The sequence below is a fragment of the Ruegeria sp. YKSF57 genome (genome assembly GCF_059612585.1).
In genome coordinates, this window is sequence record NZ_JBXWQW010000005.1 from 79,526 (window position 1) to 94,443 (window position 14,918).

The following is a 14,918-nucleotide window of genomic DNA, read 5'->3' on the forward strand; positions in this document are numbered from 1 at the left end:
TGACATGGCTTGACTTGTTTGCTCTCCAAGCGCCTTGTTCGCGAAATGCAGAAGGAGGCGGGGCGAAGATGCAATTCGATCAGGAACTTGAAGACCGGCTTGTCCGTTATGCGGCCATTGACAGCCAAAGCGATGCGGAATCACCGAACTCTCCCAGTACAGACATTCAGTTGGATGTCTTGCGTTTGCTGCTGGCCGAACTTGCCGGAATGGGCGCTCAGGATGTCGAGTTGACGGACTATGGTGTTGTTCTGGGAACAATTCCGGCAACGACGTCCGGTCCGACCATCGGGTTTCTGGCCCATGTCGACACGGCGCCGCAGTTCAATGCCAGCGGGGTCAAACCAAGGGTGATCAAAGGCTACAATGGTGGCGATATCAGTTTTCCGGACAATCCCTCGCTTATTTTGTCCCCTGACGATTGTCCTGCTCTGGGTGAAAAGGTTGGGCATGACCTTGTCACCGCGTCGGGTACGACTTTGCTGGGGGCGGATGACAAGGCCGGCGTCGCAATCATCATGACCGCCGCGCGGCATCTTTTGAAGAACCCGCAGATACCCCATGGCCCCATTCGTATCGCATTTACTCCGGACGAGGAAATCGGGCGCGGGGTAGGCGAGCGGCTTCCGAAGGATCTGGCTGCCGAGTTTGCATATACTTTCGACGGCAGCAATGTCGGAGAAATCGAGTACGAAAGCTTTTCCGCCGATGCCGCAGAAATCACAGTTTCAGGCGTGTCGATCCATCCTGGCTGGGCCAAGGGAAAGCTGGTCAACGCAATACATCTGGCATCCAAGATCGTTTCGATGTTGCCACAATCGACAATGACGCCAGAGGTGACCGACGGTCGAGAAGGGTTCATCCATGCGACCGACATGACCGGCGGATCGTCGGAGATGAAAATCAAACTGATCCTGCGCGACTTCGAACTTGACGGCCTAGAGGCCAAGGGGCGACTTTTGCGACAGGTCTGCGAAGCGGTGCAAAGCTCGGAGCCACGCGCAAAAATCGAATGCAAGATCACGCCGCAATATCGCAATATGCGGTATTGGCTGGAAAAAGACATGACGCCGGTGGCCCTGGCCTGCGCCGCCAGTCGCAGGATAGGTGTCGAACCGGTCTCGATTCCAATTCGAGGCGGTACGGACGGTTCGCGTTTGACCGAACTTGGGGTACCGACGCCAAACTTGTTCACTGGAATGCAGAATATTCATGGCCCGCTGGAGTGGATATCGGTTCAGGACATGTCAGTCGCGACCAACCTATGCCTGACCCTGGTCGAGCTTGCCGCCACGGATTCGTGACGACGCACAGCCAGCCTCTCGGCCCTTGCTGCACCAGGTCAACGCGTTCAAACCTGAGCGCAATGATCGATACGATCTGCAGCTTGGTTCGCCAGTCTGCCACACAACCGAAACTGCCGTAAAATCCTGGTGAGCAGGTGGGTTCCAAACCCTGGTTCGAGCAAATTCCTATTTTTGCAAAAGCATATTTCGGGGCGAATCAATGAATGCTCTGAAAGTATTCAGAGGGAGAGATCCGGATATCGACAAGATCATTGTCGGACGCTGTAAGCAATGTGATTTTCGGCCCGACCAGTCCAGCGGGTCGACCCGATGCCAGGACCGAAACCGCTTGATTAAGAGCCATGACCCCCTGCAATTCGGGATCGTCGAAAGGAACTGCCAGAACGCTGCTATTCATCAAGCCGCGCAGAACGGTCTGGCTGATGTATGTCGAGATCAGTTGCGGTTGCATTGGTGCACGAGAATTTGCGAACAAACCAATCGCGGCTTCAGCCGCCGCTGCGCTGCCGATCAAGTAGTCGATGTCGGGGTAGAGCGCGAGCGCGGTTTCGACGAGCGCCAGTTGCTGGCGCAACCCCGTGTCCGCCCCAAAAAAATCGATGACGTCAAGGGAGTTTTCGGCAAGACCATCGCGCAACCCTTGATCCAATGGCCCGGTCCAGCCAGCTTCGGTGGGTCCAGAGATAATTACTGCGGTCTTGGGTGGTGACCCGGTGTTGTGCAGTTCCGCGAGATACTTCCCGACGGCATATCCCATATCCTGCCAGTCCACACCAATACGCCCGCTGAGCGCCGTAGCATGCAGTTCATTTACCAATCCGAATACGGGGATATCCTCGGCGGCTTGTGCGATAGCCGTCGTCAAGTCTGTATGATCGGAGGTAACCGCACTGACCAAGATTGCGTCGACATCTCAAGCGTGACAACACCCGTTAAGGGGTTTGGCGTTTCGCAGACACAATCGCGTTTCATCATATGTTAAATAGCGGCGCCTAGTTTCAACCCGATCCGAGTTGAGGCAGGCAATGGGGTTTTTTCGGTGCTGAATATCAAGGATTCAGAAGCCCAGGCCGGGAAAGGATTCGGAGCAATTCGAAAGGTTCTGGTGGTCGATGACAGCCGCCTGCAACGCCGCATTCTCGTTGGTTCTCTGAGAAAATGGGGTTTCGAGGTGATCGAGGCGGACAGTGGCGAAACCGCGATCGCGGTGTGCCGCCAGAACCCGCCCGATCTGGTGCTCAGCGACTGGGTGATGCCCGGCATGAGCGGGTTGGAGTTTTGTCAGGCGTTCCGGTCGTTGGAGCACGAGGAATACGCCTATTTCATCCTGTTGACCTCAAAGAGCGAAAAGAACGAAGTGGCGCAGGGGTTGGATGCAGGGGCGGATGACTTCCTGATCAAGCCGCTGTGCGCGGATGAGCTGCGCGCCCGTATCTCTGCAGGAGCCCGCATCCTGGGCATGCAGCGGGAATTGTCCGAAAAGAACCGCATCATTGAAAAGGCGCTGGGCGAGTTGCGGCTGGCGCATGATGCCATCGACAAAGATCTGATTCAGGCCCGAAAGATACAGGAGTCACTGGTGCCTGAGCTGACTCGCGAATTTGGCACGTCGCGCGTCAGCCTGTTGCTCAAACCTTGCGGTCATATTGGTGGGGATCTGGTGGGCGTGTTTTCTCCGGGGGTGAACCGGTTGGGGTTTTACAGCATCGACGTGTCCGGGCACGGGATCACTTCGGCGATGATGACGGCCCGGTTGGGCGGCTATCTGTCCAGTACTTATTTTGACCAGAACGTAGCGATGGAAAAGCGGTTTGACCGTTTCTATGCGTTGCTGCCGCCCGAGGAGGTGGCTGCAACCCTCAATTCCCGTCTGATCGCTGATACCGGGGTCGAGGAGTATTTCACCATGGCCTATGCTATCATTGATCTCAGGAATGGCCATCTGAAGATGGTCCAGGCGGGCCATCCGCATCCTCTGGTGCTGCGTCGCGACGGACAGGCAGAGTTTCTTGGCGAAGGCGGCGTTCCGATTGGGTTGCTGCCGAACGTGACCTATGAACGTGTGGAAACCTATCTGGAACCCGGTGACAGGCTGTTGTTGTACTCGGACGGCTTCACGGAATGCCGTCTGGAGAATGGCGGAATGTTGGAGCCGGAAGGGTTGCTGGATCTCGTGCGGCAATGCGGGTCGGATCTGAGCGGGCAGGAATTCTTGGACGATCTGTTCTGGAGGTTGACCCAGGTCATGTCGCCCGAGCACGGACTGGATGACGATGTTTCAGCCGCATTTTTTGAGTATAACGGCGTACCGCAACCATAGGAAACAGGCGTAGCCTCTCTTGCCCTTCGGGAAATCGACTCTGGGTATAATAAACCAGAATGCAGCAGAATACCCGCCGGTCAGAAACCCTGAGCGTGCCAGTCGGCGAAATGGCGGTCGCCAGCGTTGCCCAGACGGTAGGAGGCTTCGTCCGCCTCCATCCACAAAGGCTCGTGAAACGATTCGGTTGGCGGACCCATGCGGCGCACGGGGCGGGCGCGGTAGATCAGACAGATTTTTTCGGCCCACAGGTCGTATTCCGGCATGTAGGCGAAACGTCGAAAGGCGCCGACGCGTTTGGGCGTCGCGATCACCCAGCCGGTTTCCTCATAGACTTCGCGATGCAGGGCGGTGATTGGCGATTCTCCGGGATCGATACCGCCGCCCGGCAGTTGCAGGTCGGGGCCGGGTTCCATCTGACAGGTCAACAACAGTGCATTGCCACGCGGCAACAAGGCATAAACCCCGACGCGGCGGGTGTATGTCCTGCCCGGTTCGGGGGTTTCACCGAAACGCCTGATCATGTATGGCCCCTTTCAACCAAATCAGTTCGACTTATATGGTGGCGGTATGCCAACCTGCGGCGTTTAAGGAAACCCCATGTCTCTTGGAACGAAAATCGCGTGGGACGACACTGTCCTGCCCTTTCAGCTTGACCTGCCTGACATGCGTGGTCGGGTGGCCCGGCTGGACGGGGTGTTGGACGGCATTCTGAAGCAGCACGACTATCCCGTTCAGGTCGAAGCGCTGGTGGCCGAGATGGCCTTGCTGACCGCGTTGATCGGGCAGACCATCGCGCTGCGCTGGAAGTTGTCGTTGCAGGTGCAATCCAAGGGGCCAGTGCGGATGATCGCGACCGATTACTATGCGCCGAAAATCGAGGGAGAACCGGCGCAGATCCGGGCCTATGCCAGTTTCGACCGTGATCGGCTGAGCGAGGGCGCGCCTTTCGATCAGGTCGGCGAGGGGTATTTCGCGATTCTGATCGACCAGGGCAAAGGTACGCAGCCTTATCAGGGGATCACGCCATTGTCGGGTGATTCGCTGAGCGCCTGCGCCGAGGCCTACTTCGCCCAGTCTGAGCAGTTGCCGACGCGTTTCTCGCTGAGTTTCGGCAGATCGATGGAGCCCGGCGTGAACGAACATTGGCGTGCCGGCGGGATCATGTTGCAGCACATGCCCAAGGCGTCGCCCTTCGTGGCCTCTGGCGGCGGGTCGGGTGAGATTCTGAGTGCCGATGACCTTGTGGATGGCGAGGAGGGTGAAAACTGGAGCCGGGTCAACATCCTGCTCGATACCGTTGAAGATCTGGAGCTGATCGGCCCGTCGGTACAGCCGACCGAACTTTTGGTACGCCTGTTTCACGAGGAACAGCCGCGCGTCTATGACACGCAACCGGTCAAGTTCGGGTGTACCTGTTCCGAGGAACGCGTACGGCAAAGCCTGTCGATCTATTCGGCCAAGGATATCGCGAAGATGACCACGCCCGAAGGAACTGTGACTGCAGATTGCCAGTTTTGCGGTGCGCATTATGTGCTTGATCCTGCAACGGTCGGCTTCGAAGCGGACCCGGATACCGGTGCGTGACGCGGTCGACCTGCTGTTGGCGGCGCTTAGCCGTCCGGGCCCCGGGTCAAGCGATTTCGATTTGAACCCGGACACGGTTCTGCCTGAGGGGCGCAAGTTGCGCCCTGCGGGAGTTCTGGTGCCTGTGTCTCTTATCGGCGACGGCCCGCGCGTAATCCTGACGAAACGGTCTTCGGCCCTGAAGCATCACCCCGGCCAGATCGCCTTTCCCGGTGGCAAGCAGGATGAAGGTGATGTTGACGTCACCGCCACCGCCTTGCGAGAAGCGCAGGAAGAAATCGGGTTGCCGCTCGATTTGCCGCGTATTCTGGGGCAACTGCCCGCGCACGAAACGGTAACGTCGTTCACCGTCACTCCGGTTGTTGCGGTTTTGGAGCGCGGGTTCGACCCGATTCCGGAGCCTGGTGAGGTTGAAGAGGTGTTTTCAGTGCCGCTGAGCCATGTGTTGAATCCGCAGAACTACATTGTAGAATCGCGGCGTTGGCGGGGCCAGCGGCGGCACTATTTCACCGTTCCGTTCGGCCCCTACTACATCTGGGGTGCAACCGCACGGATGTTGCGGGGGCTGGCGGCACGGGTGAATGAATGACGCGGATTACTGACGCGTGGGTGCATGATCCGGCAACGCAAAAGGTATGTGCGGCGCTGACTGGCGGTGGTGCACAGGCCCTGTTTGTCGGGGGATGCGTGCGCAACGCTCTGCTGGGCGCGCCGGTTGCCGATATCGACATCGCCACCGACGCAAGGCCTGAACGCGTTGTCGCCCTGGCAGAGGCTGCGGGGATCAAGGCGGTTCCCACCGGTATCGACCACGGCACCGTGACCCTGGTAAGCAACGGCATCCCACATGAGGTCACCACCTTTCGCCGTGACGTGGAAACTGATGGCCGCCGGGCTGTAGTGGCCTATTCCGATACGGTCGAAGAGGACGCTGCACGCCGCGATTTCACCATGAACGCGCTTTATGCGCGGCCCGATGGAACCATTATCGACCCGCTTGGAGGATTGTGCGACCTGCAGGCGCGACGGGTAAGATTTATTGGCAAAGCCGAGGATCGTATTCGCGAGGACTATTTGCGCTCTCTGCGCTATTTCCGGTTTCATGCCTGGTATGGCGACGAGGAGGGGGGCTTCGACCCCGAGGCAATGTCGGCCATCGGAAGCGCTCTGGATGGTTTGGAGAAGCTGTCGCGTGAGCGGGTTGGAGCGGAATTGATGAAACTTCTGGCTGCGCCCGATCCGGCGCCTTCGGTTGCCGCAATGCGGATCACTGGCGTTTTGGGCCGCGTGCTGCCTGGCGCGGATGATCGCGCGCTTGCGCCCCTCGTGGCGATCGAAGCTCAGGCCGGGATTTCTCCAGATCCGGTAAGGCGTCTTGCGGGGCTGGGGCAACAGGCGATGGTGTCGACACTGCGATTGAGCAAGGCGCAGATGCAGCGCCTGACCCGTATGCATGATGCGGCGACAAATGCAGCTTCACCGGCCGAACTTGGGTACAGATACGGGTGGCAGGGCGGCATGAATGCCCTACTGCTGAGATGCGCGTTCCTGGAACGGCCATGGACACCCGATCTGGATGAGGCGCTGAAAACCGGAATGAATGCGCAGTTTCCGATCAGGGCGCGGGATCTGATACCTGACTACCAAGGCCCCGCGCTGGGCGCGAAACTGGCCGAGTTAGAGACGGTTTGGATCGACTCAGGTTTTACGCTGGGGCGAGATGAGTTACTGTCCCGGACGCGATAGTTCCTAAGGGGGTGACAGGCTGGTATCTTTCCGGCTAGGGTGCGCCTGTCACATGGATGGAGGAATGCGAATGTACTTCGGGATCTGGTTCACCTGAATCTGGAACGACCGACCCCGTGAGGGTGGTGTTCCGACACTGCCTTGTTTCGCATTTCTGATCTGACGGCTCAATTGGAGCACCGCCCATGTTTCGATATTTCGAAGATCTCGTTGACCCATTTGTTCCCTATGCCGAGAGGGACGTGCCGCCGACGCAGCTATGGCCTTTCCTTCGCGACTATTCGCAACCGTTCCGCCGGGTGTTTGTTTTGGCGGCGCTGATGTCGGTGATCGTGGCCGCGGTCGAGGTTGTGCTGATCTTTTACATGGGGCGGGTTGTAGACCTGATGGGCGGTACGCCCACCGAGGTCTGGGATGCGCACGGGACCGAGTTGTTGCTCGTCGGTGCGTTCATCTTGCTGTTTCGTCCCTTACTGCATGTGGTTGATGTGCTGCTGCTAAACAATGCGATCCTGCCGAACTACGGCACGCTGATCCGTTGGAGGGCGCACAAACACGTCTTGCGGCAGTCGGTTGGCTGGTTCGAAAACGATTTTGCAGGACGCATTGCCAACAGGATCATGCAAACGCCGCCTGCTGCAGGAGAGGTGGTCTTTCAGGTTTTCGATGCGATCTCGTTTTCACTGGCCTATGTAATCGGAGCGGCAATTCTGCTCATGGCGGCTGATGTGCGGCTGATGGTTCCATTGCTGATTTGGTTTGTTCTGTACGGGTTTCTGGTGCGCTGGACGATCCGGCGTGTTGGTCCTGCGTCCAAATTGGCATCGGATGCACGTTCAACTGTGACCGGGCGGGTGGTAGACAGCTATACCAACATCCATTCAGTCAAGATGTTCGCGCATGACGATCATGAACTGGATTATGCGCGGGAGGCGATCGAGGAAACGCGGCGCACATTCCAGGTCGAGATGCGGATTTTCACCGTGATGGATACAGTTCTGGTGACGCTCAACGGCCTGCTGATTGTGGGCGTTGTCGGCTGGGCCATTGCGCTGTGGATGCAGGGGCAGGCCTCGGTCGGGGTGGTTGCGGCGGCGGCGGCGCTGACGTTGCGCCTGAACGCCATGACCGGTTGGGTCATGTGGGCAATGACAAGTTTTTTCCGCCAGCTTGGCGTTGTGGCCGAAGGGATGGAGACGATTGCGCAACCTATTGCGCTGGTCGATGCACGGGATGCCAGACCGTTGCAGCTAAGCGACGGGCGGATCGAATTGCGGAACCTATCGCATCATTACGGACGCGAGGCCGGTGGGCTTGACCGTCTGAACCTGACCATCGAGCCGGGTGAAAAGATCGGTTTGATCGGGCGGTCCGGGGCGGGAAAGTCAACGCTGGTCAAGCTGCTTTTGCGGTTCTACGACTCTGATCGGGGGGCAATTCTGATCGACGGCCAGGACATCGCGAAAGTGACGCAGGACAGTCTGCGTCGCCATATCGGGATGGTCCAACAGGACAGCGCGTTGTTGCACCGGTCGGTGCGTGACAACATTCTTTATGGCAAACCAAACGCCTCGGAGGCCGAGGTTATCGCCGCGGCAAAGCAGGCCGAGGCGCATGAATTCATCCTTGATCTCGAAGACCCGCAGGGTCGCAAGGGCTATGACGCGCATGTGGGGGAGCGGGGCGTCAAGCTGAGCGGAGGGCAGCGGCAGCGGGTGACGCTGGCGCGGGTGATCCTGAAAGATGCGCCGATCCTTCTCTTGGATGAGGCGACGTCGGCCTTAGATTCAGAGGTTGAGGCAGCGATTCAGGATACGCTTTACGGCATGATGCGGGGCAAGACAGTTATTGCGATTGCACACCGGTTGAGCACCATTGCGCAGATGGACCGCATTCTGGTGCTGGACCGGGGTCGTATCGTCGAGCAGGGGGCGCATAGTGACTTGCTGGCGCAGGGGGGGCTTTATGCTCAGTTCTGGGCGCGACAGTCTGGCGGCTTCCTGAATCCCGAGGCTCCAGAATGAGAATTGCCGACCTGATCGAACCGTTTCAACAAACGGAAACGCCCCCACCACAAACGCTGGGGGCGTTCATCCGATGGTGTCTGGCGGGCGCTTGGCCCGCGCTGTTTCTGGCGGCCTTCTTTTCGGCTGCAGGTGGCGCGATGGAGGCGGCCACGGCCTGGATACTGGGCCGGGTTGTCGACACGGCGGTCAACAGCGGGCCCGAAGCCATCTTCAGTGTAAGCAACGTTGCACCCATTCTCGGGGCGGCGGCGTTTTTCATGTTGCTCCGGCCAGCTGTGGCTGGACTATCGTCGGTGCTGAACAACTATGTCGTCATGCCCAACATTCAGCCACTCGTTTTGTCCAAGCTTAACCGGTGGACGCTTGGGCAATCGGTGACTTATTTCGACGATGATTTTGCGGGCCGAATTGCGCAGAAACAGATGCAGACCTCCAGCGCTCTGACATCCGTTGTATCAGACGCGATCAGTGCCGTGGTGTTTGCGCTGGCCTCCTTGGTTGGATCATTAGCCTTATTAGGGTCTATTCATCCGTTGGTAATGTTGCCGTTCGTTTTGTGGCTGACTGTCTATTTCGGGTTGGTTCGCTGGTATTTGCCGCGCATCCGAAAACGGTCGGGTGCGCGCGCGGGTGCGCGCGCGATGGTGTCGGGGCAGGTGGTGGATACGATCACCAACATCAAAACGGTCAAACTGTTCGCCCATGCTGAAAACGAGGATCAGGCTGCGCGAAAATCGATGGTCGAACTGCGGGAACGATCGCTCGATTTCGGGCGGCTATCGGCGAGTTTCCGGTTCATCCTGATGACGCTGGCAGGAATTCTGCCGGTGTTGCTTTTGGGATCGACGCTTTTGCTGTGGCAAGCGGGCACGGCAAGCGCGGGTGACATTGCGGCGGCGGGAGCCGTGTCGATCCGTATCGCCCAGATGACCGGGTGGGTCAGTTTCACGCTCATGGGCATGTATGCGCACGTGGGTGAAATCGAAAACGGCATGAAAACCCTGACGGCCAGCAGGCGCATACTGGACGAAGCGAACGCAACCGAGTTGGGCGTAACCGGCGGACGGATCAAATTTGACCATGTGACCTTTGCCTATGGGCGCGAAGAGGGTGGTGTACAGGATCTTACGCTGACGATCGCACCGGGTGAAAAACTGGGTATCGTTGGTGCGTCCGGAGCCGGAAAATCCACGCTGGTTTCGCTTTTGTTGCGGCTCTATGACAGGGAAACCGGCGATATCAGCATCGACGGGCAAGATGTATCCGCGGTCACGCAGGACAGCTTGCGGCGCCAGATCGGCATGGTCACGCAGGAAACTGCGATGTTCAATCGCTCGGCTCGGGACAACATTTTATACGGGCGTCCCGAGGCAAGCGAAGACGAGTTGATCGCAGCGGCGCGAAAGGCCGAAGCTCATGAATTCATCCTGAATCTGCAGGATGCGCAGGGCCGCATAGGTTATGACGCGCATCTGGGCGAGCGCGGTGTAAAGCTGAGCGGCGGGCAGCGACAACGGATCGCTTTGGCGCGCGCCATTCTCAAGGACGCGCCAATTCTGGTGCTGGACGAAGCCACCAGCGCGCTTGATTCCGAAGTCGAGGCCTCGATTCAGGCCGCGCTTCACCGGGTGATGGAAGGAAAGACGGTGCTGGCCATTGCGCACCGTCTGTCGACGCTTAGCGAAATGGATCGGATCATCGTACTGGATCACGGACGGATTGTGGAAACGGGTACGCATGAGGTACTGCTGACTAAAGGCGGCCTTTACGCCCGTTTCTGGCATCGTCAGTCGGGCGGTTTTATTCGAACCGAAGCCGCAGAATAAGGCTTTTGCCTGCGCCCTCGTCCCGCTATCAGGCCATGCATGAGACAGGAATACACCATTCAGCGGCTTGGGCATCAGGGCGACGGAATTGCCGCAGGCCCTGTTTATGCCGCGCGTACCTTACCCGGTGAGGTGGTTAGCGGCGTTCTGACCGGGGCGCACCTGACGGATATCCGGATTGAGACACCTTCGGATTACCGTATCAAACCGCTGTGCAGCCACTACAAGTCCTGTGGTGGGTGTCAGTTGCAACATGCCTCGGATGAATTTGTGGTCGAGTGGAAGGTTGGCGTGGTCCGCACTGCGCTAGCGGCGCAGGGCCTAGAAGTATCGATGCGGCCGATCCATACGTCGCCTGAGCGATCGCGCCGCCGGGCCGTCATTGCTGTGCGCCGGACCAAGAAAGGAACTCTGGCCGGGTTTCATGGCCAGGCCTCGGACGTGATCACCGGGATACCGGACTGCCACCTTCTGGACCCCACGCTGATAACAGCAATACCTGTTGCCGAGGCGCTTGCGGTGTTGGGCGGTAGTCGCAAGGGTGTGCTGGCCGTGACTCTGACATTGTCAGAAGCAGGATTGGACGTGGCAGTCAGGGGCGGCAAGCCGCTGGACGGCCCGTTGGAACTGGCACTTGCGCAGGCGACCGAACAACACGGCTTGGCTCGGCTGACGTGGGATGACGAAATCATTGCCACGCGCGTGTCGCCCGTACAGAGTTTCGGGTCGGCTGCGGTCGTGCCGCCGCCCGGTGCGTTCCTGCAGGCGACAAAGGACGGTCAGGACGTTTTGTTGCAGGCGGTGCAGGACATCTTGGCGGATGCCGGAAAGGTTGCCGATCTGTTTGCGGGATGCGGGACCTTTTCCTTGCCTTTGGCGCAGAAGGCCGAAGTGCACGCGGTCGAGGGCGATGCCGCTATGATCCGGGCGCTGGATCAGGGTTGGCGTAAGACGCTAGGTTTGAAAAGAGTCTCTACCGAAGCACGTGACCTGTTCCGTCGGCCCCTGATGCCTGATGAACTGGCAAAGTTCGACGCCATCGTTCTGGACCCTCCTCGTGCGGGAGCCGAGGCGCAAGTGGCGGAAATCGCTAGGGCAAAGACACCGGTCGTGGCCTACGTTTCGTGCAACCCGGTGACCTTTGCACGCGATGCAAAAACATTGAAAAGCGCTGGGTATGTATTGGAATGGGTGCAGGTTGTAGACCAATTCAGATGGTCGGCGCATGTGGAACTTGCGGCGTCCTTCAAACTGAAAGAGGCAGGAACATGAGCAGTCTGGAAAGTGACACCATCGGGTTTCGTCAGCGTTTGGACGCATTCACAAGCGCGCCCGGATTCGGGCGGTTCATCACCGCTGTGATCATTTTCAATGCCATCCTTTTGGGGATGGAAACCGCGCCTAGCCTGATGGAGCGGTTCGGCCCGTTAATCGAAACGCTGGATGCGCTGTGCCTTGGGGTTTTCATCTTCGAAATCGCAATGAAGCTTGCAGCACGCGGGCGACGGTTTTTTCTGAATGGGTGGAACCTTTTCGATTTCACCATCGTCAGCATCGCCCTGATACCAGGAGCGCAGGGTTTGTCGGTGTTACGATCCTTGCGGATTTTGCGGGTTCTTCGGGTCATATCCGTAGCGCCAAGCCTGCGCCGCGTTGTCGAAGGATTCATCAAGGCGCTTCCCGGCATGGCCAGTGTGTTCTTATTGATGGCGATTATCTTTTATATCGGTGCAGTGATAGCAACCAAGCTGTTCGCCAATTCCTTTCCGGACTGGTTCGGTGATCTGGGTCTGTCGGCCTATACGCTTTTCCAGATCATGACGCTGGAAAGCTGGTCGATGGGAATCGTTCGCCCGGTGATGGAGGTTTATCCGTATGCCTGGGTGTTCTTTGTGCCATTCATCATGGTGACGACTTTCGCGGTGGTGAACCTGCTGGTCGGCCTGATCGTAAATTCAATGCAGGATGCCCATCACGCCGAGGATGAAGAGAGAACCGACGCCTACCGTGACGAGGTGCTGGAACGGCTGGAGGCGATAGAACAGCTGATCACAAGCCAAAACCCGACAAAAAAGTGATTTTGGATTTTGGCTTTTGTGGCATAATGGATGACAAAACAAAAAAGAGCAGGCAGTGAAACAATGGACCGTCGAGCATTTGGATTGGGCGCATTGGCAACGTTGGGTGTTTCAGCGTGTGGCGCGTCTCCATCGAAATTTCGCACCTATCATGGGCCTGAGGTAACATCTCTGGTCGTCAATAAAAGTGCGAGAAAACTCTATCTGTTGCACAACGAGCAGATCCTGAAGGAATACAAGGTCGGTCTTGGTTTCGCCCCGGATGGGCACAAGGCCATCAAGGGCGATGGCAAGACGCCCGAGGGAACCTATCTGATCGACCGGCGCAACCCCCGCAGCAGGTACCACCTGTCGATTGGAATTTCCTATCCGAACTCGCAGGACGTAGCGCTGGCCAAGGCGGCGGGAGTTGATCCGGGCGGTGACATTTTCATTCATGGCGAGCCGCAAACGAAAAGCGACCGTCAGCGCGCTCGCAAGACGGATGATTGGACTGCCGGATGCATCGCCGTAACCAACGAAGAGATCGAAGAGATCTATGCCATGGTCAACGAGGGTACAATTATCACCTTGCGGCCCTGAGGCGGTGCTCAGACCGGCCTGAAAGGTTCGAATCCGAAAAGCAGAAAGTCGCGCTGGTACAGGTCTTGTGCCAGCGCCTCTAGGTCGGCGTCGTAAATGTCTGACAAACCGTAGGGTGTGTCAGTGGTGCCCTGAGGAATGGGAGGTGGGTTCGGGTGTCCGAGATGTCGGGCAAGCGCGGGCAGGGCTTTGGAAGCTTCAGTTTCCCGGATCACGTGATCGGGTGGGGCAAAGCCGGAGAGAGCGGTCAGCACGCTGGATTGTGGGCTCCAGCTTCCGTCCAAACGGATCCCTGTCTGACCGGCCAAGTTCAGTTGCAAAAACCGAAGAAACGCTTCAAATGCTTCTCGGTGTCGCGTGACGGTATACCCCTTTCCTGGGCCGTCTGCAGGAATTGGTAGCTGAAACCTTCGGCGCAGCGTGTTGCGGATTTGGCTGTAGCTACCCGGACCGTTGGGCAGAATGTGGCGGCAAAATGCAGTGTGCGCGCGCGCCAGAGGGTGACGCAGGATCGTAAATCGTCGGTGACCGGGGTGTTCACGCATCCACTGTCGCGCGTTTTTCTGCGTCATTCCGTGTTGAAGATCCGGAACCGTGACACCATCCAGATCGGCCAGCCATTTTGCCACATCATCTTCCAGGCCGCACTTGACGGGCTGGAACATCAAAGGCGTATGCAACCCGGCGACGTAGCTTGGAACTGCCGGGCCGCGACGCGGCTCGAAGCTCGGCGTCCAGGACAGGTTGAAGATGTCGAGGTCGGCGACAGCTTTTGACATGACTTCGGGATTGGCAACCTTGTCGGATACTTGCCCCGGATTTTGCCGTTTGAGACCGTCATCTAATTTGTCGATCCGGGAATCAAGGCCCAGCCAATGCACCAACCCATTGATGACCTCGACATCCTGCAGATCTTCGTAGTCAAGATAAAACGCGGATTGGCCGCTGCGTTGCATGCTGTTCAGCAGAAAAACCTGAAAGGCCTGCAAGTCATGAACACGCCGCGTGAACTCATCGGTGTCGAAATTCGCTTTGGCATCCTTGCGGCGTTTGGCATTGGTCAGCTTCCACTGGCCGGTCTCGCGTGCGATTTTCCAGGAAACGTAGCTGTCCAACGGATTGCGGGTCAGGATGATCTTGGCGCAATGTAGGTCGGGCAGAGTCAAGTCCAGTACCCTTGAATCGTGGTCGTGAAAAAACCGGAACCCATTCAACTTGCCGGGCGCTTTTTTTACCGCTTCGATCAGTGACAAGGGGTTTTCGTCGCGCATTTCCTGCGTGATCCCAAGAATATTTTCGCGGTTCGGATAGCCGATGAAATGCGGATTGAACGCTTCGCCATGGCAGTGCAGCCCATCCACCGTGTTCAGATTGGATTCGAGAAAATTGGAGCCGGTCCGCATTTCAGCGAATACGACAAAGTAATCGAATTTGGCGTTCATACC

The 14,918-nt window shown here is 57.9% G+C and carries 13 protein-coding genes; 10 read left to right on the forward strand and 3 right to left on the reverse strand.

Annotation, left to right across the window (positions count from 1 at the left end; translation table 11 throughout):
* The first annotated feature begins 68 nt into the window (after positions 1 to 68).
* Positions 69 to 1,304, forward strand: coding sequence for a peptidase T (gene pepT, locus AC2FLX_RS03285; RefSeq protein ID WP_496811104.1), 1,236 nt, complete (start codon positions 69 to 71; stop codon positions 1,302 to 1,304).
* Between the two features lie 199 nt (positions 1,305 to 1,503).
* Here pepT and torT read toward each other — a convergent pair whose 3' ends face one another.
* Positions 1,504 to 2,208 carry a TMAO reductase system periplasmic protein TorT gene (gene torT, locus AC2FLX_RS03290; protein WP_496811117.1) on the reverse strand — a complete coding sequence of 235 codons (705 nt, stop codon included), beginning with the start codon at positions 2,206 to 2,208 and terminating at the stop codon, positions 1,504 to 1,506.
* A gap of 138 nt (positions 2,209 to 2,346) precedes the next feature.
* Between torT and AC2FLX_RS03295 the strand changes: the two genes are divergently transcribed.
* Positions 2,347 to 3,627, forward strand: coding sequence for a PP2C family protein-serine/threonine phosphatase (locus AC2FLX_RS03295; RefSeq protein ID WP_496811103.1), 1,281 nt, complete (start codon positions 2,347 to 2,349; stop codon positions 3,625 to 3,627).
* Between the two features lie 80 nt (positions 3,628 to 3,707).
* Here the strand turns inward: AC2FLX_RS03295 and AC2FLX_RS03300 are convergent, their stop codons facing one another.
* Entirely contained in the window at positions 3,708 to 4,151 is a 444-nt protein-coding gene (locus tag AC2FLX_RS03300; protein ID WP_480750086.1) for an NUDIX hydrolase, read from the reverse strand.
* A 76-nt stretch (positions 4,152 to 4,227) separates the two neighbouring features.
* Here AC2FLX_RS03300 and hslO point away from each other — a divergent pair, with 76 nt between their 5' ends.
* The 8 genes from hslO to AC2FLX_RS03340 all read left to right on the forward strand — a co-directional run bounded on the left by hslO (position 4,228) and on the right by AC2FLX_RS03340 (position 13,473).
* Complete coding sequence (hslO, locus tag AC2FLX_RS03305) at positions 4,228 to 5,214, forward strand: Hsp33 family molecular chaperone HslO (RefSeq protein WP_480750087.1); 987 nt, start codon at positions 4,228 to 4,230, stop codon at positions 5,212 to 5,214.
* The gene (locus tag AC2FLX_RS03310) at positions 5,207 to 5,803 is read left to right on the forward strand and encodes a CoA pyrophosphatase (RefSeq protein WP_480750088.1); all 597 of its coding nucleotides are present in this window, start codon (positions 5,207 to 5,209) and stop codon (positions 5,801 to 5,803) included. Before hslO ends, AC2FLX_RS03310 begins: the two co-directional genes overlap by 8 nt.
* A complete protein-coding gene (locus AC2FLX_RS03315; protein ID WP_480750089.1) occupies positions 5,800 to 6,960 on the forward strand; it encodes a CCA tRNA nucleotidyltransferase in 1,161 nt (386 codons plus the stop codon). Before AC2FLX_RS03310 ends, AC2FLX_RS03315 begins: the two co-directional genes overlap by 4 nt.
* Positions 6,961 to 7,145: 185 nt before the next feature.
* Complete coding sequence (locus AC2FLX_RS03320) at positions 7,146 to 8,984, forward strand: ABC transporter ATP-binding protein (RefSeq protein WP_496811306.1); 1,839 nt, start codon at positions 7,146 to 7,148, stop codon at positions 8,982 to 8,984.
* Positions 8,981 to 10,813, forward strand: coding sequence for an ABC transporter ATP-binding protein (locus tag AC2FLX_RS03325; RefSeq protein ID WP_496811305.1), 1,833 nt, complete (start codon positions 8,981 to 8,983; stop codon positions 10,811 to 10,813). The genes AC2FLX_RS03320 and AC2FLX_RS03325 overlap by 4 nt, the downstream gene beginning before the upstream one ends.
* A gap of 39 nt (positions 10,814 to 10,852) precedes the next feature.
* Positions 10,853 to 12,085 carry a class I SAM-dependent RNA methyltransferase gene (locus AC2FLX_RS03330; RefSeq protein WP_496811304.1) on the forward strand — a complete coding sequence of 411 codons (1,233 nt, stop codon included), beginning with the start codon at positions 10,853 to 10,855 and terminating at the stop codon, positions 12,083 to 12,085.
* Positions 12,082 to 12,891 carry an ion transporter gene (locus tag AC2FLX_RS03335; RefSeq protein ID WP_496811303.1) on the forward strand — a complete coding sequence of 270 codons (810 nt, stop codon included), beginning with the start codon at positions 12,082 to 12,084 and terminating at the stop codon, positions 12,889 to 12,891. Before AC2FLX_RS03330 ends, AC2FLX_RS03335 begins: the two co-directional genes overlap by 4 nt.
* A 63-nt stretch (positions 12,892 to 12,954) precedes the next feature.
* A complete protein-coding gene (locus tag AC2FLX_RS03340; RefSeq protein WP_496745523.1) occupies positions 12,955 to 13,473 on the forward strand; it encodes a L,D-transpeptidase family protein in 519 nt (172 codons plus the stop codon).
* Positions 13,474 to 13,481: 8 nt separating this feature from the next.
* On the opposite strand, the gene AC2FLX_RS03345 is transcribed toward AC2FLX_RS03340, so the two are convergent.
* The gene (locus tag AC2FLX_RS03345) at positions 13,482 to 14,915 is read right to left on the reverse strand and encodes a sulfotransferase family 2 domain-containing protein (RefSeq protein ID WP_496811302.1); all 1,434 of its coding nucleotides are present in this window, start codon (positions 14,913 to 14,915) and stop codon (positions 13,482 to 13,484) included.
* Between the last annotated feature and the right edge of the window lie 3 nt (positions 14,916 to 14,918).